The organism is Acidobacteriota bacterium, assembly GCA_016195325.1.
In the GTDB taxonomy this organism is placed as follows: Bacteria; Acidobacteriota; Polarisedimenticolia; order JACPZX01; family JACPZX01; genus JACPZX01.
In genome coordinates, this window is record JACPZX010000018.1 from 1 (window position 1) to 24,063 (window position 24,063).

Below are 24,063 nucleotides of genomic sequence, written 5' to 3' on the forward strand. Positions count from 1 at the left end.
CCACACCCCAGAGCGGCGCCTCGAGGAGAACGTCGTAGGAGTGACCCCGCCCGGAGCGCTCCTTCACCAGCTCGGCGCCGCGGACGATGCCACTCACCCGCTCGACGAAGTCGGGGCGATCGCCGACGCGCGTGTCGGCCGTGGCCCGGACCTTCCGGATGATCTCGAGCATGCGGCGCCTGGCGAGGATCTGGCCCGTGCGGGAGAGAGCGGGGTTCGGCTGGTCGGGCGGGTTCCCCGTGCGATCGACGGCCCGCCCCCAGGCCCCGACGATGCCGCGCCCCCAATCGACGTAGCCGTCGGTGAAATTCTGGACGTAGGGCTCGGGGATCGAAGCGGGAGGGGCGCCCCCCTGCGCCATCGAGCGCTGCGTGGAGAGGGCGAGGAGGAGCGCCGCCGCGGTCAGCAGGAGATGCGACCGCGGCGGGGCGGGCCTGACACCGGCTTGCGCCCGGGTCATGAAGCGTCGGTGGGGGCTTCCGCGGCGGGAATGGTCGCCTGCGGCTCCGCCTTCGACACCGGCGGCGCGGACGGCGTCGCGGAGCCTGCCGGCGCCGGCGCGGCCGCGGCGGACTGACCCGCCGCGTCGGGCGCGGCCCCCTCGGCCTTGTCCTTGTTGAGCGAGCTCAGATCGAGGAAGTTGCCGAACGATTTCCCCTGGGGCCCGGATCCGCCGCGAGGGCGCGAGTCCCCCTCGGGGCGCGGCCCCGAGTGCCGGGAGGCGTCGGCGCCCGGCGCGCCGCCGGGGCGTCCCTGCGGCGGGCCGCCGGGGCCGAAGCGCGGAGGCCTGGCGCCGCCGGGCCGGTGCTCGCCCGCGCGATCGCCCATGGGCCGGCTCGGCCGCGGGCCGCGGAAGTCCTCGTCGCCGGGCCGGGCCATCGCAACGGTGGTGACCGCGTGCTTGAAGACCATCTGGTCCCCGTTGCGGGTCTCCAGGATGACCGTGAACTTGTCGAAGGAGCGGATGAGCCCCGAGATCCGCTGACCGTTCGTCAGGAAGACGGTGATGCGCGTGTGGTTCTTGCGCGCGTTGTTGAAGAAATCGTTCTGGATGTTCAGCGAACTGTCTTCCACGTGCTCAACGGTGTCCATCGTGGGACTCCCCCGGGGCTTCCATCCGGAGCGCGATCGCGTCGACGATCTCGGCGAACCGCTCCTCGGGACGCTCCCTGAATTCGTACCAGATCACATCCGGCTCGCGCCGGAACCACGTCAGCTGGCGCTTAGCGTAGCGCCGCGTGTTCCTCTTGACCAGCGCCATCGTCGCGGGGAGGTCTCCCCCCCCCCGGAGGTGGGCCATCACCTCCCGGTAGCCGAGGGCCTTGAGCGCGTTCGCGGCGGCGGGAACTCCCGACGCGAGGAGCCCGCGCACCTCCGCGACGAGATCCCCCTCGCCGAAGAAGGCGTCCACCCGGCCGTCGATCCGCCGGCTCAGCACCTCCCTGGGCGCGGTGATCCCGACCTTGATCGCGTCGTAGCGATCGCCGGCGAACGGCTGCGCGGCGACGAGCGCCGAGTACGGCCGGCCGGTCGAAAGGACGACCTCGATCGCGCGGACGATTCTCTGGGTGTCCTTCCCGGGGAGGGCGCGCGCCGCGGCCGGGTCGAGGGCCTGGAGCATCCGGTGGAGCGCCCCCTCGTCGCGCCGCCCCGCCCAGGCCTTCAGCGCCGCGCGGGCCGACGCGTCGCGCCGCGGGAGATCCGTGAGCCCTCGAAGGAGCGCCCTCACATAGAGACCCGTCCCCCCCACCACGACCGCCGGCCGTCCTCCGGCCGCCACCCGCGCGATGGCGTCCTGCGCGAGCCGGGCGTAGTCGCCGGCGGAGAAATCGACCGCGGGGTCGGCGACGTCGATCAGATGATGGGGGATCGCCTCGCGGTCGGCGCGGGGGGGCTTCCCGGTCGCCGCGTCGAGCCCCCTGTAGACCTGCGCCGAGTCGGCGCCGACGATCTCGCCGCCGAAGCGCCGCGCGATCGCGAGCGCGAGGTCGGACTTTCCCGCCGCGGTGGGCCCGACGATGACGACGATCCGGATCAGCTCTTCAGCCAGGCGACGAAGACCTTTCCGCACCAGTAGACGAGGATCGCGAGCCCGGCAAGGGCGGTCCCGGCGTAGCGGCGGCGCAGCGCCGCGTCGTCATTCTCAGCCAACGGTCGGGCTCTTGCGAAGCTCCTTCAGGCGCCGGACCACGATCTCCTCGTGGTCGGCCCCGAGCGTCCGCTTCACCGCGAGAAGCTCGGAGTAGAGCAGCTCGTTCAGGCCGCCGACGAGCATCTCGTGACGGCTCTTGCCGCGGAGAAGCTGGAGGTTGCGGCCGAGCGCCTCCTCGGCGAGCGTGCCGTCCTTTCCGAGCGCGACCTTGTTGAAGAGCGTGGCGTTCGACTCGCGCACCTCGCGCAGGTACTTCTCGAGCACGTGCTCTGCGATCGGACCGACCTCCTTGATCATATAGGCGTACAGGAAGGCGAACATCTCGTTGTACGCGCGGATCATGACGCGCGAGTCGGCTCCCGGCGGCTCGGCCGGGATCGGGCCCGTGTCCACGGGATCGGATCTCCCCTGCCGGGTGCAGCCCACGAGGGACAGGAGGGCGAGAATCGATCGGGTGGCGTCGTCCCCGAGCTCGCTGAACCTCCCTATCTCGGCCGCCGTCCGGCGCCCGTTGACCAGCCCGAGGACGTACCGCTCGTGAGGCAGGAGCGGAGGGGGCTCGCCTCCCTCGGAGAAGGTGATGTGCTCGAAGACCACATCCGGCTCGGGGAGGCGCGACGCGAGGAGATCCCTCCCCTCGACGTCGCGGAGGTTCCGGAGGAGGAGATCGACGATGTCGAGGTCGACCGTGAGCCAGTCCGGGGGGGGCATGGGCCCCTCGTCGAACGCGAAGTTCCCCTCGTCCCATGCGAGGACGCTGCGGATCACCGCGCGGACCCGCCGCTCGGTCCACTCGCACAGCCCGGCCGGCGTCAGAGCCCCCACCTGGATCAGGGCGCGCCCGGGCCGCGATCCCGCCGCGATCAGCGACTCGCAGGCCGCAACCTGATCGGCCCCGAGGGGGACGGCCGCCGCCACGAGCGACAGCAGCGACTCGCCGGGGTCGTTCGATTCCGCCGCGACCACCCTCCCGCGGCGCACGTACAGCCCCTTGGTCATGTCGGCGGACGTGATCTGGAGCAGCCCCGTCTTCCCGGACTCCCGGAAGAATTTGAGGATCTCGGGCTGGTTGAAGGGAGTGAGCCGACCCTTGAAGGCGCCTAGCGTCATTTGGAGTCCAGAGTGTCGCCGCTCCGAGGATCCGTGGCGATCGAGAGATCGCGCAAGACGTGCGCGCATGGTAGTTTCGGGCTCGGCCGCCCGTCAACCGCGGGCATGGGCGGCTTGACGGTCCGGCGAATGTCCTCTCTAATAGCCGTGTTCGCCCCGCCCGCAAGTCAACCCATTCGGAGGTCTTCAGAAGATGATGAAGCGTATGTTCGCACTGGCCCTGCCCGTGGCACTCCTCCTCGCGACCGTGACGTTCGCCGCCCAGCAGGGCGGGGAGGTGCACCGGGGAGAGATCATGGGCATCGACACGGCCGCCAAGACGCTCACCGTGAAGATCGTCTCCAACGGCGACAAGATGAACCACGTCTACACCGTTCAGGACGGGGTCACGGTCATCCGGGACGCGAACCTCAAGACGATCACCTTTGCCGACCTCAAGAACGGCATGCACGTGCAGGTCGACAGCACGAGGAAGGGCGGAGATCGCATCGCAACGCAGATAACGATCAAGACCACCAAGGGGTCCAAGAAGAAGTAATGAAGCTCCGGTCGATCGCCCGGGTGGTGCTGGCGCTCGCCGCGGCGGGCGCCGCCGCCCGGGCGGACGGCCTCTCCGCCGCCACGAACCCCCAGGCCGGCCGCGCGTTCGTCTTCAGCGGCGCGACCGGGCAGTTGGTCCTCACGCTGAACGCCCCCGACGTGACCTCCGGCGGCCGTTTCGGAGAGACGGTCGCCGGGATCGGCGACGTGGACGGAGACGCGGTCCCCGACATCGCCGTCGGCGCCTCCGGGGTCTCCGAGGGAAAGCTCAAGCGCTGCGGACGCGTGTACATCTTCTCCGGTGCGACCGGATCTCTCCTCCGGACGATCTCGGCGCCGGCTCCAGCCGCGGGGATTCGATTCGGGTTCGTCGTGGCCGCCGCCGGGGACGTGAACGGCGACGGGGCGGGCGACCTCGTCGTCGGCGCGCCGCGGGGGAAGACTCCGGGCAAGGGGAAGACGGGGGCCGCCTATCTCTTCAGCGGGATCGACGGCGCGCTCCTCGCCACGCTCTCCCCCCCCCAGCCCCACGCCGGCTCGCAGTTCGGCTCGAGCCTTGCGGCGGGCCGGGACGTCACGGGCGACGGTGCGCCCGACATCCTCGTGGGCGCCCCGGCGGATCCCGTCGGGAGGATCAGCCACAGCGGATCGATCTTCGTCTTCGACAAGCAGGGGATCCTGGAGAGCTCGATCAGCAACCCGTCGCCGCAGGCCGGAGCGCGGTTCGGAGAGAGCGTCTCCGCCACCGGTGACATCGACGGCGACGCCGTCGCCGACCTCGCGGTCGGCGCCGATGGGGAGAGCCTCGCGATCAACGATTTCACCGGGGTCGTCTTTCTCTTCTCGGACGCGGGGGGGACGCCGACGTTTCTCGCCGAGGACCCCTCCGCGACCCGGAAGGAGCTCGCGAACTTCGGGTTCGCCGTGGCGGGCCTTCCCGACGTGAACGCCGACGGCATCGGGGATTTCGCGGCCACGGCCCCCGACGAGGACATCTCGACGCTCGCCTCGGTGGGGCGGCTGTACGTGACGGGAGGCGATCCGAACGCGGTGTCGATCGCGACCTTCGACGATCCGGCCCCCGCGCCGTCCGACTTCCTGGGGGGCTCCCTCGCCGCCCTCCCAGACATCACGGGCGACGCGCTCCCCGAGCTCGCGGTGGGCGCCGAGCTGCACGTCGATCCGAACGGCGTGCGGATCGGTCGCGCCTATGTCGTCGAGGCGAAGAACGGCGCTCTGCGGCTGACGATCGAGTCGCCGACCTCAGACGTCTGCTCGCGGTTCGGATGGGCCGTCGCGGCGACGGCCGACGTGAACGCCGACAACGTCGCCGACGTGATCGTGGGGGCTCCGTTCCAGCGCGTGACCTCGCGCTACGCCTCGCAGACCTGCTTCTGAGGCGCCGGGGGGCTCAGATCGTCCGGAGCGAATCCGACCAGGTGACCGACTCGCGGTAGATGGCTGGGACCGTGTCCTCGTCGAGGCCGAACCGGTCGGTCAGCTTCATCATCTCCTCCCACTCACCGCGCTCGTAGCTCAGCGCCAGATCCAGGGGATCGCGCAGAGGGGAGTCCGTCCCCGTCAGCGCGCCGCGGACCTCCGCCGAGAGGGCCATTCCCTTGACGACCTCGGCGAGCGGCCGATCGACGAGAGCGTCCACCGCCGAGAGAAGCCCCACGAGGAACAGGTCGAGCTCGCGCTCCTCCATGCGGATGTGCGGCGCGAGCAGCTCGCAGAAGCGCGCGCGCATCAGGCTCGTCACGATCAGCTCGGCGGGCTTGTCTGAGGCGAGGCTCGTCAGCGCGACGAGCGAGACCCACTTGCGGATGGGGCGCTCCCCGAGGAGCGTCAGCGCGTGGCGGATCGACTTGATCTCGCAGCGCCAGCCGAAGGCGGCGGAGTTCAGGTACCGGAGCAGCTTCACCGAGAGCGCCACGTCCTGCTTGATGATCGCCTCGAGCCCCTCGTAGACGACCTCGGGGCGGTTGATCTCGTTCAGGAGGCGCAGGTAGTTGACCTTCAGGGCCGGGAGATCCTTTCCGGTGACCATGATCGGGCGGGCGAAGAAGTACCCCTGGAAGTAGGCGTAGCCGGCCTCGAGAGCCTCGTCGAAGTCCTCCCGCGTCTCGACCTTCTCGGCGAGCATCTGGATCCCCCGGGGGCGATGCGCGTCCACCAGCTCGCGGCGCCCCTCCCCTTTCACCTCGGCGAAATCGACCTTGATGAAGTCGGCGATCTCGACGAGCGCGTCGAGCTCGGGGCGCGGGCGATAGTCGTCCAGCGCGATCAGATACCCCTGCTCCTTGAGGGCGCGGCAGGCGGCGAGGACCTCGTCGTCGGCCTCCACCGTCTCGAGCAGCTCGACCACCGCCTGCCGGCTCGGGAGGAGCGAGAGGCTCCCGTCGATCACGACCTCGCGGGAGGCGTTGATGAACCCGCGATGCCGCCCGAGGAGGTTCTCGAAGCCGAAGACGAGCATGCTGTCGCTGATGAGCTTGCGGCTCGCGGCGTCCTGGTCCGGGTGGTGGAAATAGTTCTCGGGGCCGGAGCGGAAGAGGAGCTCGTAGGCGAAGAGATCCTGCCGGCGATCGAGGATGGGCTGGCGCGCGACGAACAGATCGGTGACGACGGGCACTTCCGGCCTCCACGGCGCGCCTAGCGCGCGAGCGGCTCGATCTCGATTCCGGTGTAATAGCGCTTCAGGATCTCGTCGTACCTGGCGCCGCGGAGCGCCATCCCGAAGGCCCCGACCTGGCAGAGGCCGACGCCGTGCCCCCATCCCTTGCCGGTGAAGACGAACGTCTCGACGCGCCCGTCGGCGTCGCGCTGGCGATCCACCACGAAGAGGTTTTCCCGAAGCCCCAGGAGCGTCCGGATGGGGAAGCCGTGAAACGTGAACCGTCCGGCGGATCCCGTGACGACCAGCTCGGCGACCCTTCCCGACACGCCCCGTTTCGTCGGCGTCACGTCGATCAGATCGCCGATCGACGCCCGCTCCCGAATCTTCGCCTGAAGCTCGGCGCGGGTGGTCCGCACCTCCCACTGGTAGACCGCCGTGAAACGATCGTCGCTGGCGCCCTTCACGTTCGCCTTCTGACGGATGAAGTCGGCACGTCCGTCCTTTCCTTGATGCCACGAGATCCGATCCCCCGGAACGAGCGACAGCTCGGCCGCGAGGGAGATTCCGTCCGCCCCTTCCCTGGAGAGCCAGGCCCCCGGCGATGGCTCGATCTCCCGCGCTGCGCCGAGGCTTTTCGCCTCGTCGGCCTCCGGGATGACGAGGAGGCTCGTCCCCCGCCCCCCACGGAAGATCCCCTTGCCGAGACCGGCCGCGTCGTACTTGAGGACCATCCGGTGGAGCGCGCGGTAGAGGAGCGCGCGGGTTGCGGGGGCGAGGAGGTCGTCCCCGGCCGCGAGGCGCGGCGGGAAGATCCCCTCCTTCACGAGCCAGGCGGTCTCGCGGAGCCCCGAGGTGGCCCGCCCCGCGAGGAGGCCTCCGCCGAGGAGCGTCATGACATCGCGCGGATCGAGGAGGAGGTCGACGCGATCCTGCCAGCCGAAGGCCGGGACGAGATAGCGCGCGAGATCGACGGCGGAGGGGTACGCCCCCTGCGGAAGGGGGGGGGAAGACGACGGCTTCCCGCACACGACGAGGGCGCGGGACGTGGCGGCCGAGACCTCGGGGGACGTCGCCGTCTCGGCCATCCGCGCCGGCGCCGCCGTCGCGGGGTCGAAGATCCCGAGGACGTCGAGGAGGGCGAGGCCTTCGTCGAGGCTCGCGCCGTCGGCGCCCGTGACGGGCTGGAGCGGGGCGGCCCCGGTCAGCGTCCGCCTCAGCGACCCGAGCGACGCCTCGTCCGCGTAGCAGTCGATCCCCTTGAGGTAGGGGGCCTTCTCCTGGCTGAAGACGTTGATCGCGTCCTCGGTGTGGCCGCCGCAGGTCGCGGTGTAGAGGGCATTGATGGGCTGGCCGCCGAAGGTGGCGACGAGCCCGGCCGTCTCGGCGACGGCACGGTCGCTCAGGGGGTCCTCCCCCTTGCTCCCCTCGTACACCTGGCACCGAGGGGTGTCGCAGACGTCGTAGCCGTCGGCGGCGAACTGCCCCCGGTTCGCGACCACGTACGTCCGCGCCGCGACCGCCTGCGCCTTGAGCGCCTCGAGCTCGGGGTAGAGCCCGGGGCCCAGCTCGTGCGGGACGACGCCGCGGAGGTAGTCCTCGAGCCCCACGACGTTGACCGCGCGGAGCCGCACGGAGCCGCTGACCAGGACCTCGACGGCGCCGCGGTACGGCCTCCCCTCGACTTCGATCGGCTTGCCCCCCTCCGCGGGCAGCGCGAGAATCGTCCTCGGATCGATCAGGAGGTCGTTGTACTCCTCGTCGACGAGGCGCACTCGAACCTTCCGGCCCGCCGCGGTCGACTCCTCGACGATCCACGTCTCGGCGAAGCCCATCCCCCGGACCTTCTCCTCGATCGGCTGCACCGCCTCGCGCGACGGCGCCTGCCCCACGCGCACGCGGAAGGCGTGGCGATCCGGATCCGGAGTGACCGTGGCCACCTCGCCGGTCTGCGCCTCGAGCTGAGCCCGGAGCGCTTCGGCCTCCTCGGCGTCTCGGAGCGAGGCGACCTGCACGCGGAAGTGGGTCGTCGAGGCGGCGCCGTTCGCCTCCAGGACGACGTGGAGATCCCCCCTGTGCAGGCGGCGCCAGAGATCGCGCCCGGTCTTCGCGTCGACGAGATGGAACCCCCCGGCGGACGAGAGCGTGACGTGGCGCTCGTCGGTCGTGAGGCCGATGCGCACGATGGGCCCCGCGATCGCGAGGGCGACGGGCCCCCCGGATCGCCCGCGCGAGGCGAGCGGGCCCAGGGGGACCTTCTCGCCGGACGCCTCCGCGATCGGCGCCGGCTTCGGCCTGGATCCCGGGCGCCCCGCGGCGGTGGCGGCGGGGGTGAGGGCCGCCGCCATCAGGAGCGCGGCCGCGGCGGTGATATATTTCCGCGCGGTCACGGCAGACCTCGCATGAGCCCTGAGAGCGGATCCCTTCGCGGCATCGTCTTCGATCTCTGGAACACCCTCGCCTTCTCCGATGTCACGCCGAACCCCATGGTCCTCATCGCCGAGGCGGCGGGGGTCGCCGGGCGGGCCGACTGGCGGCGCCTCCTCGAGCGCGGAATGATGACGCGGCGCCACCTCGGCATCCGCGAGGGGCTCAAAGGGGTCGAGGCGGTATCCGGCCACCCGATCGCCGCGGCGTCGCGCGAGATCCTCATCCGCCGGTGGAACGAAGCCTCCGCGGCGACGCGCCTCTACGACGACAGCCTGCCGGCGCTGCGCGCCCTCCGCGGGCGCTTCCGCCTCGGCCTTCTCTCGAACACGCAGTCGTTCGATCTCGACTTTCTCCAATCGCGGGGGCTTTCGCCGCTCTTCGACGCCCTCTGCCTCTCCTGCGACGAGGGGCGGTTGAAGCCCGATCCGATCTTCTTCCAGGCGGTCGCGCGGCGGCTGGGCCTCCTGCCTCGCGAGATCGCCATGGTCGGCGACAGCGTCGAGGACGACGTGCGTGGCGCCCTGGGCGCCGGCTTCGTCGCGGTTCATCTCGATCGCGGGGGCGGCGCGCCCGCGGTCGAGGGCGCCCTCGTCGTCCGGATCCTCACCGAGCTCCCCGCGCTGCTCGCGGGGGGCGACGTCCGAGGCGCGTGACCTCGACGCCGACGTAGTCGACGATCCCGTCGAGGACCGGCGTCTCCTTGCGGACCCGGACCGTCACCTCCGAGATGGGGAACTTCCTCAGGATCTCCGAGGCGATCCTCCCGGCGACGCTCTCGATCAGGTGGTACGACGCTCCCTTCCGGCCGATGTCGAGCACGATCGCGTGGACCTTTCGGTAATCGATGGTGTCCGCGAGGCCGTCCGACGCGATCGCGCGCGAGAGGTCGAGGCTCATCTCGACGTCGATGGAGCAGCGCACCCCCACGTGCCGCTCGAGCTTCGTCAGCCCGTGGTACGCGTGGAACTTGATGCCGCCGACGATGATCCTGTCCGCGCGCACCGGATTCGACCCTCGCTCCGCCATCGTCTCGCTCCTCGCGCCGAGTCTAGTGCGCTCGATCGAGAGGGATCAACCCGCGCGGGAAGGTGAGTGGGTACCCGGCCGGGCTCTCTGCGTCCCGGCCGGCCTGAGGTGTCGGGCTACCGTGCGACGAGGCCGTTGGCTCCCGCGGGCAGTCCGTCGACGGTTCCCACGGGGATCAATCCGCCGTCCGCGTTCAGACGGAACTCGGAGATCGTCCCGCCCCTGCCGTTGAGAGTGTACAGGTTGCGTCCATCACGGCTGAGATCCATATCGATCGGTCCGCTGCCGGTCCCCGTGCTTGCTGTGATCCCATCGGCATCCAGAAGGGTGAGGCCCCCGTCGCGGGCGATGTCAAACCCGGAGACGGTGCCGCTGCCCGTGTTCGTCGCGTACGCGAAACGACCGTCGTTCGTGACGACGACCCAGCAGGGCGCGGTCTCGTTCGTCGCCACCCGCGGATCGGTTTCGGCGAGACTTCCATCTCCGTCCAGCGAGTACGATGAGACGACACCCGCATCCGGGGCTCCCCCGAACGCTTCGGAAACGAGAAGCTGATCATGTTTGCCAAATGCGAATCCGAAGGGAGTGACGCCGGCGGAGGGGAAGATCAATGGGTTGCCCGCGGCACCGTCGGCATCCACAGGGAAAGTCAAGATATGATTTGTCGCCTTCTCGGTGACGACGAGGAACGCCCCGTCCGGCGAGAATGAGATTTGCGCCGGGGCGGTCTGGACCGCGCTCAGCGGACGGGTTGAGCCAGGGATGGGCGAGAGGGCCCCATCGAGGGAGATTCGGAACCCCGCGATGCCGTCTGTGCTTCCTACCGTGCCTCCGGCGAACAGGACGTAGAGGAGCTTGTGCCGAATCGCGAGGCTCACCGGCCGGCGCCCGCCCGCCGAAAACGCGCCGCGAAGGGCGAGACCACCGGGGACGATGTCCATGACCGAGATGTCATCGCTCGCCGCGTTCACCGCAAACAGACGGCGATGATTGTCGCTCGCCACGAGACCACCCTGGTTCCCGAGGCCGCCGCCCGTTCCCAGCCCGCCGGTCGGATAGCTCCCGGCGGGGGTGAGCGCTCCGCTCGCGGCACGGTCGTAGACAAGAATCGCGTTGCCGCTCGCTCCGTTGGTGGCGACGAAGACCGATCCCGGCGTGTCCATCGCCACGATAGGGGCGACGGAGATTGCGGCGGCCAGGCCCGCGTTCAGGAAGGCTCGACGGATGAGAAGACGTGAAATCACCTGCACCTCGCTTGCGCCGCGCGGCGCGTTGGGGACGGGTGGCCCGCTGCGCGCGGCCGGCCCGTCGTGTCGTAGAAGGCGTGAACCGCGGCGTGCGAGAAAAAGTTCCCGGACCGCTCGTGCACCGTGGGCCTCCATGATTCTCAGCGTCTATAGTCGCCGTCGATGTCGACGCGCGCCGAATTCGAACAGATCGCCCTCCCGCATGCGGGCGCGCTCCACGCGACGGCGCGACGCGTTCTTCGGACCGAGGAGGACGCCTCCGACGCGGTCCAGGAGACATTTCTCCGCGCGTACCGGACGTACGGCAATTTCCGGCCGGGAACCAACGCCAGGGCATGGCTGTTCACGATCCTGCACTCGGTCATCGCGAACACGTGGCAGCGCGCCCGACGGGCGCCGAAAACGTTTTCGATCGAGGCCATGGCCGAAAAGTGGGAGGGCGGTTTCGAACTCCAGGACCCCGCCGCGCTCTCCGCAATTCTCGGAAACCCGGGACTCGACTGGCCATCCGAGGAAGTCGAACTGGCGGTCAAGGGTCTTCGAAGGGACTTCCGCATCGCGGTCCTCCTGGTGGACGTCGAGGATTTTTCCTACGAGGAGGCCGCGGCGATCTGCGGCTGCCCGACGGGCACACTCCGGTCCCGACTTTTCCGCGGCCGGCGGCTTCTCGCGACGGCGCTCCACGATCTCGCGGGCCGCCGCGGCCACGTGGTGAGGAAGTAACGTGAACGGCGACTCCCGGTCCCTCCATCCCCGCGACTCCCTCCAGGAGCTCGCCGACGGCCTGCTGGATCCCTCTCGCGGGGCGGCGATCGCCTCGCATCTCGAGCTGTGTTCATCCTGTCGTGACGAGCTGGCCGTCATTCGCAAGACGCGAGAGATCGTGGGCGAGGCCTTGCGCCACGCGCCGCCCAACGAGAGCGTGACGTCCCGTGTCCTGGAAGCTCTCGATCGCGAGGACGCCGCGCGCTCGCGGAGTCGTCGTCACAGATCGATGCGATGGGTCGCTGCGGCAGCCGTGGCTGCGGCGGCGGTCCTCGGGGTGCTGCTGCTGCGCCCGCCCGGGCCCGACATCGTCGAGATGTTCGCAGGCGACGTGCGCGACTACGCGGCGGGCCGCGTCACGGTCGCGATGAAAACTGCCGACGTGCGAGCGATGGAAGGATGGTTTGCGGCGAACGGGATCGCCTTCGAAACGAGGGTCTTCGATCTCGGGATGATGGACTGGACGCTCAAGGGAGGCCGAATCCAGCGCCATGGTTCCGGTTCGCGAGCACTCTTCGTCTATCGTGACGGACGCGGACGGATCATGATCTGCCAGATGTACGAGGGCTCGATGACAGCCCTCCCCGAGGGGGGAGAGACTCGCGACGTGCGCGGTGTGCGATTCCGAATCTTCGAGCGCTCGGGAATCACCGTCGTATTCTGGGAGGAGGGCCGCGTGGCTTGCGTGCTCGGCGGGGCGATCCCTCGTGCCGAGATCATGGCGCTGGCGGTCGCCAAGGCGCAACAGCGGTCGTAGAGACCCCGAGGGCGTGCCGCGCCCAGCTCCGGCGCGCCGCCTCGTGTTGACATAGATCGGGGTCGGCTTATCATGCCCCGTCGTCGGGCGTTTCGGCATGCGGCGCGGCGCCGCCGCCGGGCGGGCACGGCACAACCGGGAGGGGGTCCCGGCAGTGACGATCATCGGCTTCGTGGGCGAGATCTATTTCGAGGACAAGGTGGTCGCCCACTACAAGAACGGCCGCATCGTGAAGGGGCACGCGAAGGACTTCAGCCCCGCGAGCGACGAGTTCACTCTTCAGCCGTACGCGGCGGAGTCTCAGCCCGTGAGCGTCGCCTTCGAGGATCTCAAGGCGGTCTTCCACGTGCGGACGTTCGAGGGGAACCGCGAGCACCCGCCCTCCCCGGAGGCGGTCGGCGAGATCGAGGAGCCCCGGTTCCGCGCGGCGATGGCGAGGGGGAAGAAGGCGCTCCTGGAGTTCCGGGACGGCGAGCGCATGTGGGGGTTCGCCCAGGGGCTCGAGACGAGCCAGCCCGGCTTCTTCTTCTTCCCCACCGACCCGGGCAGCAACAATCTCCGTATCTACGTCGTCCGCTCCGCGCTGAAAGATCTCGTGCTGCTCGATCGAGCCTAGTCCCGCCGCAAGGAAGCAGAAGAGGAAGAAAAGGAGCCCCACCATGCCGCGCCCTCTCGACGTCGCCGCCGTCCAGCAGGCCCTCGCCTCGTTCAAGCTCGACGGGTGGCTCTTCTACGACTTCCACCACAGCGATCCTCTCGGCTACCGCATCCTTGGTCTCTCGGAAGACCGGATGGCGACGCGGCGCTGGTTCTACTTCATCCCGGTGAAGGGGGCCCCGTCGAAGATCACGCACAAGATCGAGCCCGACATGCTCGAGCCGGCCGCGGGGCGGAGCCTCCCCTACTCGGGGCTCCACGAGCTGAACGCACGGCTCGACTCGATCCTCAAGGGGTGCCGGCGCGTCGCGATGCAGTACTCCCCCGAGAACGCGATCCCCTACATCTCGAGGGTCGACGCGGGGACGATCGAGATGATTCGCAAGCGCGGAGTCGAGGTGATCTCGTCGGCCGATCTCGTCCAGACCTTCGAGGCGACGATGACCGACGCGCAGCTCCAGACGCACCTCGACGCGGCCGCGGTGCTGAGGGAGACGGTCGATCTCACGTTCCGGGAGGTGAGGCGCCGCCTCCTCGCGAACGTCCCCACCAACGAGTACGAGATCCAGCAGTTCATGGTGAAGCACTTCGAGAAGAACAACTGCGTCTTCGACCACGCCCCCATCGTCGCCGTCAACGAGCACAGCGGGAACCCGCACTACGGCCCCACCCCGGAGACGGCCTCCCCCATCAAGCGGGGCGATCACTTCCTGATCGATCTCTGGTGCAAGAAGAACGTCCCCGACGCCGTCTACGCCGACATCACGTGGACCGCCTTCCTCGACACGAGCGTTCCGGCCGAGAACCAGAAGGTCTTCGACGTCGTCACCGGCGGGCGCGACGCGGCGGCGACCTTCGCCCTCGAGGGGCTCAACGGCGGGCGCGAGATCATGGGCTGGGAGGTGGACGACGTCTCGCGCGGCTTCATCGCGGGGAAGGGGTACGGCGACTACTTCGTGCACCGCACCGGGCACAACCTCTCGTACGAGGTCCACGGGAACGGCGCCAACATCGATCACTTCGAGACGAAGGACGACCGGCGGCTCATCCCGCGAACCGCCTTCACGATCGAGCCCGGCGTCTACCTCCCGAAGTTCGGCGTGCGGAGCGAGATCGACATCTACATCGGCCAGGGGAACGCGCGGATCACCGGCGAGCCGATCCAGAAGCGCATCGAGCCCCTCCTCGCGTGACGGGGCACCCGCGGGGCCTTGTCACCCTCTTCTTCACCGAGATGTGGGAGAGGTTCAGCTTCTATGGCCTGCGGGCCCTCCTCATCCTCTACATGGTCGCCTCGGCCGAGAGGGGGGGCCTCGGCTACTCGACGCAGCACGCCGCAGCGATCTACGGCTGGTACACCGCCCTCGCGTACGCCGCGGCGATACCGGGGGGGTGGATCGCCGATCGGCTCATCGGGCCGTACCGATCGGTGCTCGTCGGCGGCATCCTCATCGCCGCGGGGCAGATCTCCCTCATCTTCCACGCGGTGCCGTTCTTCTACCTCGGGCTCGCGCTGATCGTCGCGGGGACGGGGCTTCTGAAGCCGAACGCCAGCACGATGGTGGGCTCTCTCTACGACGAGGGGGATCCGAGGCGCGACGCGGGCTTTTCGATCTTCTACATGGGGATCAACCTCGGCGCGGGGATCGCGCCCCTCATCTGCGGCTGGCTCGGCCAGAACGTCGACTGGCACTACGGCTTCGGCGCGGGCGCCGCCGGGATGGTCCTCGGCCTCGGTCAGTACGTCCTCGGCAAGAAGCACCTGGTCCCGGCGCTCGACCGGCTGAAGGCGGCGAAGCCCGCCGCGAAGAACGCAGGCGCCCCCGCCGCGCCGGCGAGCGCCCCCTTCACCGCCGTCGAGTGGAAGCGGATCGCCGCGATCAGCGTCCTCTTCCTCTTCGCCACCCTCTTCTGGGCCGCCTTCGAGCAGGCCGGGAGCAGCCTCAACCTCTTCGCCGACCGGATGACCGACAACCGGGCGCTGGGGTTCGCCTTCCCGTCGACGTGGTACCAGGCGGTCAACTCGATCTTCATCATCGCCCTCGCCCCCGTCGTCGGCTGGATCTGGATCCGGATGGGAAAGCGCGAGCCGTCGAGCCCGGCGAAGTTCACCTGGGGGCTTCTCTTCGTGGGCTTGGGCTTCCTCCTCCTCGTCCCGGCGGCGAGGATCGCCTCCCCTCCCGACCGCCTCGTCTCGCCGTGGTGGCTCGTGGGCGTGTACCTCCTGCACACGATCGGCGAGCTGTGCCTGAGCCCGGTGGGGTTGAGCGTCGTCACGAAGCTCGCGCCGCCGCGCATCGTCGGGAGCATGATGGGGATCTGGTTCCTGTCGCTGTCGTTCGGGAACAAGATCGGCGGCTGGGTCGCCGGCTTCTTCGAGACGCTGCCCCTTCCGCAGCTCTTCGGCGCCGTCTTCGCGACGACCGCCGCGGCGGCCCTCATCCTTGTTTTCCTGATGAAGCCCATCCGCAATCTCATGGGAGGCGTGCATTGAGCGGGAAGGGATTCGTCGCGTCGCTACGGGAATTCTCCGTCTCGTTCTGGTCCGCCAACATCTCGGAGCTCTTCGAGCGGATCGCCTTCTACGGGATGACGTCGGCCCTCGTCCTCTACTTGACCAAGTCGCGCGGCTTCGAGAGCTCGACGGCCATCGTCATCGGCGGCTACTTCGGCCTCTTCACCTACGGCCTCGCCGCCCTCTCCGGCTTTCTCGCCGACATCCTCGGCTACAGGAAGGCGATCCTCCTCGCCTACTCGCTCCTCTCCGCCGGCTACTTCCTCGTCGGGGAGGCCGCGGGGACGATCCCGATCCTCGGCGCCCTCTTCCTCGTCGCCTTCGGCGCGTCGCTCATCAAGCCGAGCATCACCGGGACGGTCCAGAAATCGTGCAGCGAGGCGATCCGGCCGCTGGGGTTCTCGATCTACTACACGCTCGTCAACATCGGCGGGTCGGCGGGGCCGATCCTCGGCGGCTGGCTCCGGGACAACACGGGGGTCGACAAGGTCTTCCTGATGAGCGCCGGCTCGGCGGCGATCGCCCTCACGCTGATCTTCCTCGTCTTCAAGGAGCCGAAGGCGGCCGACGGGGATGAGGAGCCGAAGAAGCGCTTCGGGGAGTTCCTGACGGACTTCGGGAAGGTCCTCACGAACGGGCGATTGATGCTCCTGGTCGTCTGCATCGCCGGGTTCTGGAGCATGTTCTACCAGTTCTACGGCCCGATGCCCCTGTACGTGACCGACGATCTGAAGGGATCGAGCACCGCGCTCGGCGTCCTCATCGCCCTCGACGGCGCCCTCATCGTCTGCTTCCAGGTCGTCGTCGGCCACCTGGTGCGAAACCTCTCGCCGGGGCGGGCCGTCCTCCTCGCGACGCTCGTGGCCTCGGGCGGCATCGCCTTCATGGGGGTGGCGCCGTCGATCGTCGTGACGGGGATAGGCATCATGGGCTTTTCCGTCGGCGAGATGATCTACTCGGCCCACTTCTACCGCTACGTCGGGAGCATCGCGCCGAAGGACCAGATCGGGATGTTCATGGGATTCGCGTTCCTGCCGATCGCCCTCGGCTACTTCCTCTCGGGGCTCATCGGCGGCCCGGTCTACGCCTTCTGCAAGGCGGCCGGAGCGCCGCAGATGATGTGGTTCGTCTTCTCAGGCGTCGGGCTCATCTCCTCGGCCGGCCTCTGGTGGCTCGCAAGGAAGCCGGCGGCGGCGTAGCGCTGCCCCCGCACCCAAGTCCGTAATTCACTCTGCGGCTGGCAATCTGCCCCTGCGCGTGCAATTCTTCTTGACATATCATGTTAGCTACAATAAATTGCTGTAGTCTGAATCTCGAGCCGTGATGTGGCCTACGGCCGAGCTCGGAGCTCGTTGCCCGTTGTTCCGCGTACGCGAATTTCGCGCTCCCACGGGGAGCGTTGTCCGCGGGCCGCGGCGTCGCCCTAGAGCACATGCTACTCGGAGCGCGATCTAACCGCGGATCGTTGAGAGGTGAGCCTAATGGATCCCATGACCACCAGCGACTTCTTTGCGGGCGCCGGGCTTCTCTTCAGCATTGGCACCTACATCGCCAAGCACAACTGGCGCGCGACAAACTCCGTTCGTACATCAAGAGTCTCACCGTGCTGGAGTACGACTATATCGACGTGATTATCATGGGACCCAGGGCTTCCGGCAAGACGAGCATCGTCGAGCTATGGACGAGCCCCTGGACCCAGATAGGCAAGCTCGAGCCTTCCGCGACCTGGCGGGTCTATCAGAAGAACATTTACGAGTCGGCCGAGTTCATCCGACACAATCGGGATCTGGAACTCGACCAGACGATCAAGCCGACGCTTCGCCTGCGAGTCCACGACTTCCCTGGAGAAGACTCCTACCGGGTGAAGGCGCTGGCAGAATTGAGGAGCGACAAGAAATGCGTCCTGATGTTCGTCATGAAGGTGGGCATCGTCGGCGATCAGGTCGAACTGTATCGCGACAATGCTCTGTACTTCAGCGCGTCTCTCGCGGACACGCTCTTCTCCCAGGCGGAGCGCGCCACCATGTCCGTCTCAAAGGCCATCATAGTGTTCAACAAGGCCGATCTGCTGCCGAAGACATGGTCGGATGACGAGGCCCTCGTTCGGCTCAGATCCGCGAATCGCGACGCGCTTTATCAAATCGAGCGATTGTTCTCCGGAAAACTCGAGTACCATCTGACGAGTGCCGCCACGAACAGGGGGCTGATTCAGGTTCTCGGGAGCATCGGAAGGTGCGCCATCAGTACGGAGGCGGACCAGGCCCGATTCGATGACCATATCAGCAAACTGGAACGCGAGTTCGGCCTCATCAAGACATGAGGCCGACGATCCACGCCTTCATCAAGGCCAATCTGGCGGGCAGAGGCTACGTTCTCACCTGGCTCGATGCGACCAGCCCTGTCGACGCGATGACTCTCGACAGCATGCTTCCGGACGTTGACGAGGCCTCACCGCTCCCAAAGGTGGCCTTCACCGGTACGAGGCTGAGTGCATCCCAGCTCGTCTTCTCGTGCTCGGCGTTGTGGCAAGCGGAAACCGACGAAGTGGGCCGACCCGGAGTTCGCATGTGGTACGGAGTGCTCCTCGACGGCCTCTCGCCGGATTCGCACTCGCACGAATCGGTGGCGCGGGAGATGGCAGGGCTCTACTGTCGCTGGACCGATCTGTATGACGCGCTCGGGCGGCTGGCCGGTTCACTGGCACGAGAGCGAACCGCCGAGACCTGGGCCCGACGTGTCAGCGATCTGCTGGCCGACGATCGAAATCGGGAGCGCACCCCCGGCATTGCCTTCTCCCACCCGTTGCCCGGCGCTTCGAGAGAACGACTGAACGCAAGAGTTCGGCCTCCGTACAGCCCGTACGCAACCACTTTCTATCTGGCCGGTTTGGTCCTCAGCGCAAGCCAGAAACTGAGGGTCGGCGCCGGCGCCCTGAGGTCGTCTGAACTTTCGAAGCTTGACTGCGTTTCCATTCCTCTTGAGGTGGACGGATTTCGTTCGGCCGATTTGACTGATCTGATCGTGCTGTCCGCAGGGCGCGATACTGCCTCACCGGCCCCACCGCCGGGCACGTTTCGACGAGGCGCACTTGCGGGAGCGGCGCTCACGATGTTCGTGGCCGGTCTTGCCGCGTACCCAATAATCAACTCGGACCGTACCAAGGGAGTTCAAGATCCGGTCCCCACGTCAGGTGTCGGTCCTCAGGTGATTGCGCCCGATCCCGCCGCGCCGCAAGACGAATTGGTGGTGTCGAGGCTGCTTTCCAGCCTCGAGGAGCGCGTGAAGGGAGATCCGCTCGTCATCGAGAGCACCGTCACGAGGCTAACGATTACCCTGCCGCCTCGCTTCACGCGGCGCGGTGCCCCGGCCATCTCCGCATGCCTTGACGCCGTGTTGATACGCGAAATCAATGTGCGCAACCTCGGCCCCGACAGCGCAGATCTCTTGCTGCCATTGAACGCGGGTGTGCTGTCACCCACGTGCGGGCGCACCGCGCTCAGAATGCTGTCCCTCCGCCAGGACGGTGACTGGGGCTGGGCTGACATCGACCCGAACATGATTCCAGCCGAATCGGGGGAGAGCACTCTCTCACCCGAGTCCGTCCCGTTGCGATATCGCAACTCACCCGGCTCCGGCGGCGACGTGGATCTCTCGGCGACGATTGGGAGTCACTCCGCCGTTCAACTCCGTTTTACGCTCGATGGGGCGGTGGGCCGGGCCGATGTCTATTCCGAGTACTTTGACCATCTGACTCTGGACGCGTCGCTTGCGATCTCGCTGCCTCGAGGATTCGTCCTCGAGCCCCGCTTCCATCATCCGGCGGGGGATGAACCATCAGTGTGCCGAAGTGATTGCGATAGGCGCGGCGCGAGATGTTCCCTGATCATCCGGGGTGGCTCCCTTCCGCACTATGGCCTTGAGGTTCGTTGGTCGCCTCCGGATGAAAGCACTCGCGCCTCGGATTGAGAGATGACGCGATGGACTGGCGGAGCGTTCAACCGCGCGGATGCCTACCGGGAAGCTCCTACTCGTGGGCTGACTGCCTGAGAGCGAGGAACCCGCCGCCCGCGATTCCCAGCGCGAGGATCAGCAGCCCCGAGTCCGGTAGCACCGGCACCGACGCCGGCCCCGGAATGGCGAGACCCGGAGGCGCGTCGAACGCCTCGAACGCGCCGTGCGTCGTGGTCGGCGGAGGCGCGACGGCCGAGAACCCCAACCCCCGCTCCGCAAACCCCGCCCACAAGAGCGCGAGGTCCGCGCCGCCGAAATCGATCCGATCGGCCGCGAGGATCGCGTCCCTCGCCTGCGTGAAGGTCGGGTTGGCCGGCGTCAGCTTCATCCCGTCGGTGACGAGGCGGAGCATCCTCTCGTTCCCGGCGAACCCCAGGGCGCCGACGAGGCGCCCGCGCGCGGACCAGAGGGCGGAGGCCCAGACCTCCCCGACGTTGTGCGACTCGTCGGCCTCGGGGGCGATGATCGAGCCGATGAGGGGCGACCGCGGGATCGACGGAGGAAAAGCGATCTGCGCCGGATCGATGTCGGCGAAGGTCAGCGGGTTCACCGCGAGATCCGCCGAATACGGGTAGCGCCGGATCCCGAAGGTGTAGTTCGAGGTCAGACCGACGAGCTGGTAGGCGACGTACGCCGCCTCGGCGTAGCAGCCGCGCGGATCGTCCGACGGCTCGGCGAGCAGGGCCAGGGAGTAGAAGTCGCTCCACCCCTCCCCCAGGCCATCGGACTGCACGGCCGAGAGATCGCCGACGAGTCGCGTGGAAAGCCCGTGCGCTGCCTCGTGGATGACGACCTCGGCGTCCAGCGCCCCGTCGCGATCGGGGGTCGGAAACGTGAAGTTGAAGAGGTGGAGGCTCCCCGACGTGCCGTCGGGAGCCGGGACGAAGAAGGCGTTGTTCGAGCCGGTGTCCTGCGCGACGGCGTCGATCGCGTCCCCCGGAAGGCCGCCGCGCCCGAAGTTCAGCCGCTGGTAGTTCCCCGACGCCTCGTCGAAGCCGAGATGGTAGAGCCGGTCGTGGATCCAGTTGACGTCGTAGAAGAGCTGCGTCACCGAGGCGCTAGAGGAGGCGGACGGGGCAAGCCCGAGATCGATGGGAAAGTCGAAGACGCGGAACGACGGCCCGGCGATGGGCGCGGCGGCCGGGAGGTGCGCCGCGACGTTGTTCCCCGAGGTGACGCTGTCGTTCGGGTCGATCCACCCGTTCGGTGACGCCGTCCCGTCGAGAGCGGCGAGCGAGCGGAGGGAGCGCGCGATGACCGCCGGCTGCGTCGCCCCGGGCGCGCAGAAGCCGGGGGACGCCGGCGTCGGGGAATCCGCGGGGGCGAGATCGCTCCGGGCGAAGACGTCGTAGGTCGCGCTCGCGTGGAGGACGACGTCGCGGCTCACGAGAAGGCGCCCGTCGATCGCGTCGCGGATCTCCTCGACGACGTCGTCGGGGGCGGAGCCGTGGACGCGCGTCACGGTGACCGGCCGGATCGTCCCGCGATCCAGCGGCAGATAGGCTTGCCCTCCGCGAGGTGCGGGCGTCGCCGGAACGAGCGTGCTCGCGATGGTGACGATCTCCCCCACGGCCGTCACTCCGGCGCGCAGCTCGGCGCCGAGGAGGTCGAGACCGTTCACCGTCTGCTGGAGCGTGAGGAACCGGGCGCCGGTGTCCGTCGCGAAGATCTCCCGGGACACCCGGCAGGTGTCGAGGACGTCGGGGTCGACGCCGAAGAGGCTTTCGTGAGCGGCGACGTACGCGCGAAGGGTCGCGCGCCAGGCGCGCGCATCAGAAGTCCCCGTCAGGAAGCCCGCGTGGGACTGGATGAAGGCCGGGGCGCCCACGACCTCGGCGGCTCGCTGGTCGACGCGGACGCGCAGCCGGTGGCGCGACGCGATCTGGGCCGAAGCGGGAAGGGTCGCCACGAGCATCACGGCGGCGAGGGCGACGCGCCTCACGGAATTCGAAGGAGCTTCGCCGCGCGCGCGGCGTCCCTTGTCTTCCCCCGGCGCGCCGCCGCGAGATGGATCGCCGCGACGAGCGCATGGCCGGCGGCGTACTTCGGGTGCTCTCGCGCGAGATCCGCGGCGTACATGAGCGCGCTCTCCGGATCGCCGGTCCCGGTGAGGACCGCCGCGGTGCGGTGGAGCGCCCAGGGGTTCTTCGGCTCGAGGGCGAGGATCGCCTCGTACTCCGTGAGCGCCTCCCCAGCCAGCCCCTCGCTCTCGTAGGCGAGGCCGCTCGAGAGAAGCGGCGCGAACGCCTCGGGGTGCCGCTCCTTGTGCGCTTCGAGATCCTCGCGCGTGTACGCCGCGCTCACCGCGAGATCCTCCGTCTCCCCTCCCGGCACCGCCGCCGATCCGTGGCGCGCGAGATCGGTCGTCGCGCCGAGCCGGCGCCCCCCGCGCGCCCGTCCCGACGTCGCCGCACGGCAGATCGCCGCCATGCGGGCGTTCGATCGCGCGCGCTCGCGGGCCGGCAGGGCGTAGAGGGTGTCGCGCTTCTCCTTCACCCAGTAGTCGTCGGTGACGCCGCGCTCGCTCTTGTACGCCTCCCAGAGCGCCGTGCCCGGGTAGAGCGCGAGCGGCGCCACCATCGCGTCGTGCGGCCGGCACCCCTTGAGAAGACTTTCGGTCGCGCGGAAGTCGCCGTCGGTCTCGCCGGGGACGCCGCTGATGAGATAGAAGGAAAGGCTCATCCCCGCCCGCCGCGTCGCCGCGGCCGCGCTCCGGATCTGATCCACCGAGATGTCCTTCGCCAGCTCGCGGAGAAGGCGGGGCGATCCGCTCTCGACGCCGTACTGCACCACCTCGCAGCCGGCGCGGCGCATCGCGTCGAGCCTCTCCTGGTCGATGGCGTTGACGCGCGACTGGCAGTTCCACAGGACGCCGAGCTTCGCCTCACAGAGCCGCTCGCACAGCTCGAGGATCCTCTTCTTGTGCACGGTGAAGGTGTCGTCGCGCACCGAGACGTAGAGGATGCCGCGCTCCCTCGCGAGGAACCGGATCTCGTCGAGGACCGACGCCGCGCTGCGGAAGCGCATCTTCGTCCCCCAGAAGTCGGGGGTGTTGCAGAAGGTGCAGCGCCCCGGGCACCCCCGCGACGTGATGATGAACCCCGCCTCGGCGGTCACGTCGAGGTGGAAGCCCTCGTAGTGAGGCGCGGGAAACGGGATGTCGTCGAGCGAGGCGATCGCCTCGCGGGGAGCGGTCGCCCCGGTGTCCCGCAGCACGAGCCCCGCGACGCCCTTCGGATCGCCGCCCCGCTCGAGGCATCGCGCCAGATCGACCATCAGCGTCTCCCCCTCCCCCGTCGCGACGGCGTCGAGGGCGGAGCAGCTCGTGAGGAGAGACTCTGCGACGTGCGCGGCGTGAGGCCCGCCCGCGACGACGAAGCACCGCGGGTTTGCGCGCTTCGCCTCGACGGCGAGCTTGAGGGCGGCGTGGCGGTTGAACGTGTAGAGGGTGAGGCCGACGAGGCCGGGCTTTTCGACCTTCAACAGCTTCACGGCCTCGGCCCACGGGACCCGGCTCAGGTTCGCGAGGCGGGAGTCGAACCCCGCCGCGCGGAGCGCCGCGTTGATGTACCCGAGGCCCACCGGCATCATCGTCGCGAAGTAGTCGCCGGCGCCGGCTCGCCCCGATCGGTAGGCGAGGAGAATCTTCACGTCAGACGTCGAGCCCCTCACCCTTGAGGAGCGCCTTCTTCATGTTGATGCCGCCGCCGAAACCGGTCAGCGATCCGTTCGATCCGACGACGCGGTGGCACGGGACGACGAGGGGGACGGGGTTCGATCCGAGGGCGCCCCCGACGGCGCGCGCGGCCTTCCCCCGCCCGATCATCGCGGCCAGCTCGCCGTACGAGATGACGCGGCCGAAGGGGATCCGCGCGGTGGCGTGGAGGACTTTGCTCTGGAACGCCGTGATGTGGCTGAGGTCGACCTTGAGGGAGAAGACCTTTCGCTTCCCGTCGAAGTACTCCTGGAGCTCGCGCTCGACTCCCGCGAGCTTCGCGGGGTCGTGCACCGGCGTGACGCCCGTCTGCTTGCGGACCTCCTCGACGAAGGCCTCTTCGCTTTTCGTCGTGAGCGCGATCCGGCAGACGCCGCGCGACGTCACCGCCGCGAACATCGGCCCGAGGCGCGTCTTCACCTTCGCGTACGAGATCACTTCCCTGGACTTCCCCCTGGGTGCAGGCACGCCGACCTCCTTGAGCTTGTGAGGATGAAGGGGGGGAGGTTAGCAGAAGGCGG

Annotated in this window: 22 protein-coding genes; 11 read left to right on the plus strand and 11 right to left on the minus strand. The window is 68.7% G+C overall.

The features are described 5' to 3' along the window. From HY049_03635 to HY049_03650, 4 genes are all read right to left on the minus strand, one after another. The coding region (locus HY049_03635; GenBank protein MBI3447998.1) for a hypothetical protein at nt 1-460 on the minus strand (460 nt) is incomplete at its 3' end. Further along, on the minus strand, nt 457-1,092 hold the full coding sequence (gene hfq / locus HY049_03640) for an RNA chaperone Hfq (GenBank protein ID MBI3447999.1): 636 nt from the start codon (nt 1,090-1,092) through the stop codon (nt 457-459). The genes hfq and HY049_03635, both read right to left, overlap by 4 nt. Then, nucleotides 1,079-2,050, minus strand: coding sequence for a tRNA (adenosine(37)-N6)-dimethylallyltransferase MiaA (gene miaA, locus HY049_03645; GenBank protein MBI3448000.1), 972 nt, complete (start codon nt 2,048-2,050; stop codon nt 1,079-1,081). Before miaA ends, hfq begins: the two co-directional genes overlap by 14 nt. A gap of 93 nt (nt 2,051-2,143) precedes the next feature. Further along, nucleotides 2,144-3,262 carry a DUF4388 domain-containing protein gene (locus HY049_03650; GenBank protein ID MBI3448001.1) on the minus strand — a complete coding sequence of 373 codons (1,119 nt, stop codon included), beginning with the start codon at nt 3,260-3,262 and terminating at the stop codon, nt 2,144-2,146. Nucleotides 3,263-3,455: 193 nt separating this feature from the next. On the opposite strand from HY049_03650, the gene HY049_03655 reads away from it, so the two are divergent. Both HY049_03655 and HY049_03660 read left to right on the plus strand, forming a co-directional pair. Then, the gene (locus HY049_03655) at nt 3,456-3,800 is read left to right on the plus strand and encodes a hypothetical protein (GenBank protein ID MBI3448002.1); all 345 of its coding nucleotides are present in this window, start codon (nt 3,456-3,458) and stop codon (nt 3,798-3,800) included. Then, a complete protein-coding gene (locus HY049_03660) occupies nt 3,800-5,200 on the plus strand; it encodes an FG-GAP repeat protein (protein ID MBI3448003.1) in 1,401 nt (466 codons plus the stop codon). The genes HY049_03655 and HY049_03660 overlap by 1 nt, the downstream gene beginning before the upstream one ends. A 13-nt stretch (nt 5,201-5,213) precedes the next feature. Here HY049_03660 and HY049_03665 read toward each other — a convergent pair whose 3' ends face one another. Beyond that, nucleotides 5,214-6,437 (minus strand): HDOD domain-containing protein, encoded by a 1,224-nt coding sequence (locus HY049_03665; protein MBI3448004.1) that lies wholly within the window; start codon nt 6,435-6,437, stop codon nt 5,214-5,216. A 20-nt stretch (nt 6,438-6,457) separates the two neighbouring features. Beyond that, nucleotides 6,458-8,809, minus strand: a complete 2,352-nt coding sequence (locus HY049_03670) for a SpoIID/LytB domain-containing protein (GenBank protein MBI3448005.1) — start codon at nt 8,807-8,809, stop codon at nt 6,458-6,460. Nucleotides 8,810-8,821: 12 nt separating this feature from the next. On the opposite strand from HY049_03670, the gene HY049_03675 reads away from it, so the two are divergent. Further along, a complete protein-coding gene (locus tag HY049_03675) occupies nt 8,822-9,502 on the plus strand; it encodes an HAD family hydrolase (protein ID MBI3448006.1) in 681 nt (226 codons plus the stop codon). Here the strand turns inward: HY049_03675 and folB are convergent. After that, the gene (gene folB, locus HY049_03680; protein ID MBI3448007.1) at nt 9,453-9,875 is read right to left on the minus strand and encodes a dihydroneopterin aldolase; all 423 of its coding nucleotides are present in this window, start codon (nt 9,873-9,875) and stop codon (nt 9,453-9,455) included. The two genes, HY049_03675 and folB, sit on opposite strands and share 50 nt — an antisense overlap. A 116-nt stretch (nt 9,876-9,991) precedes the next feature. Continuing rightward, complete coding sequence (locus HY049_03685) at nt 9,992-11,257, minus strand: beta-propeller fold lactonase family protein (GenBank protein MBI3448008.1); 1,266 nt, start codon at nt 11,255-11,257, stop codon at nt 9,992-9,994. Between the two features lie 27 nt (nt 11,258-11,284). Here HY049_03685 and HY049_03690 point away from each other — a divergent pair, with 27 nt between their 5' ends. From HY049_03690 to HY049_03725, 8 genes are all read left to right on the plus strand, one after another. Then, nucleotides 11,285-11,845: a sigma-70 family RNA polymerase sigma factor gene (locus tag HY049_03690; protein MBI3448009.1), complete on the plus strand. Its 561-nt coding sequence runs from the start codon at nt 11,285-11,287 to the stop codon at nt 11,843-11,845. 160 nt (nt 11,846-12,005) lie between these two features. After that, nucleotides 12,006-12,644 (plus strand): hypothetical protein, encoded by a 639-nt coding sequence (locus HY049_03695; GenBank protein ID MBI3448010.1) that lies wholly within the window; start codon nt 12,006-12,008, stop codon nt 12,642-12,644. Nucleotides 12,645-12,798: 154 nt separating this feature from the next. Continuing rightward, on the plus strand, nt 12,799-13,260 hold the full coding sequence (locus HY049_03700; GenBank protein ID MBI3448011.1) for a hypothetical protein: 462 nt from the start codon (nt 12,799-12,801) through the stop codon (nt 13,258-13,260). 43 nt (nt 13,261-13,303) lie between these two features. Continuing rightward, nucleotides 13,304-14,494, plus strand: a complete 1,191-nt coding sequence (locus HY049_03705) for a M24 family metallopeptidase (protein ID MBI3448012.1) — start codon at nt 13,304-13,306, stop codon at nt 14,492-14,494. Further along, nucleotides 14,491-15,795 carry a peptide MFS transporter gene (locus HY049_03710; GenBank protein MBI3448013.1) on the plus strand — a complete coding sequence of 435 codons (1,305 nt, stop codon included), beginning with the start codon at nt 14,491-14,493 and terminating at the stop codon, nt 15,793-15,795. Before HY049_03705 ends, HY049_03710 begins: the two co-directional genes overlap by 4 nt. Beyond that, nucleotides 15,792-17,015, plus strand: coding sequence for an MFS transporter (locus tag HY049_03715; GenBank protein MBI3448014.1), 1,224 nt, complete (start codon nt 15,792-15,794; stop codon nt 17,013-17,015). The genes HY049_03710 and HY049_03715 overlap by 4 nt, the downstream gene beginning before the upstream one ends. 404 nt (nt 17,016-17,419) lie before the next feature. Next, nucleotides 17,420-18,136 (plus strand): GTPase domain-containing protein, encoded by a 717-nt coding sequence (locus HY049_03720; GenBank protein ID MBI3448015.1) that lies wholly within the window; start codon nt 17,420-17,422, stop codon nt 18,134-18,136. Next, nucleotides 18,133-19,782 carry a hypothetical protein gene (locus HY049_03725; protein ID MBI3448016.1) on the plus strand — a complete coding sequence of 550 codons (1,650 nt, stop codon included), beginning with the start codon at nt 18,133-18,135 and terminating at the stop codon, nt 19,780-19,782. The genes HY049_03720 and HY049_03725 overlap by 4 nt, the downstream gene beginning before the upstream one ends. 58 nt (nt 19,783-19,840) lie before the next feature. Here the strand turns inward: HY049_03725 and HY049_03730 are convergent, their stop codons facing one another. The 3 genes from HY049_03730 to HY049_03740 are packed head-to-tail and all read right to left on the minus strand — an operon-like array spanning nt 19,841 to nt 24,010. Beyond that, nucleotides 19,841-21,769, minus strand: coding sequence for a M36 family metallopeptidase (locus HY049_03730; protein ID MBI3448017.1), 1,929 nt, complete (start codon nt 21,767-21,769; stop codon nt 19,841-19,843). Next, entirely contained in the window at nt 21,766-23,478 is a 1,713-nt protein-coding gene (locus HY049_03735) for a radical SAM protein (GenBank protein ID MBI3448018.1), read from the minus strand. The genes HY049_03730 and HY049_03735 overlap by 4 nt, the downstream gene beginning before the upstream one ends. Before the next feature lies 1 nt (nt 23,479). Continuing rightward, complete coding sequence (locus HY049_03740) at nt 23,480-24,010, minus strand: methylated-DNA--[protein]-cysteine S-methyltransferase (GenBank protein MBI3448019.1); 531 nt, start codon at nt 24,008-24,010, stop codon at nt 23,480-23,482. Nucleotides 24,011-24,063: the final 53 nt, after the last annotated feature.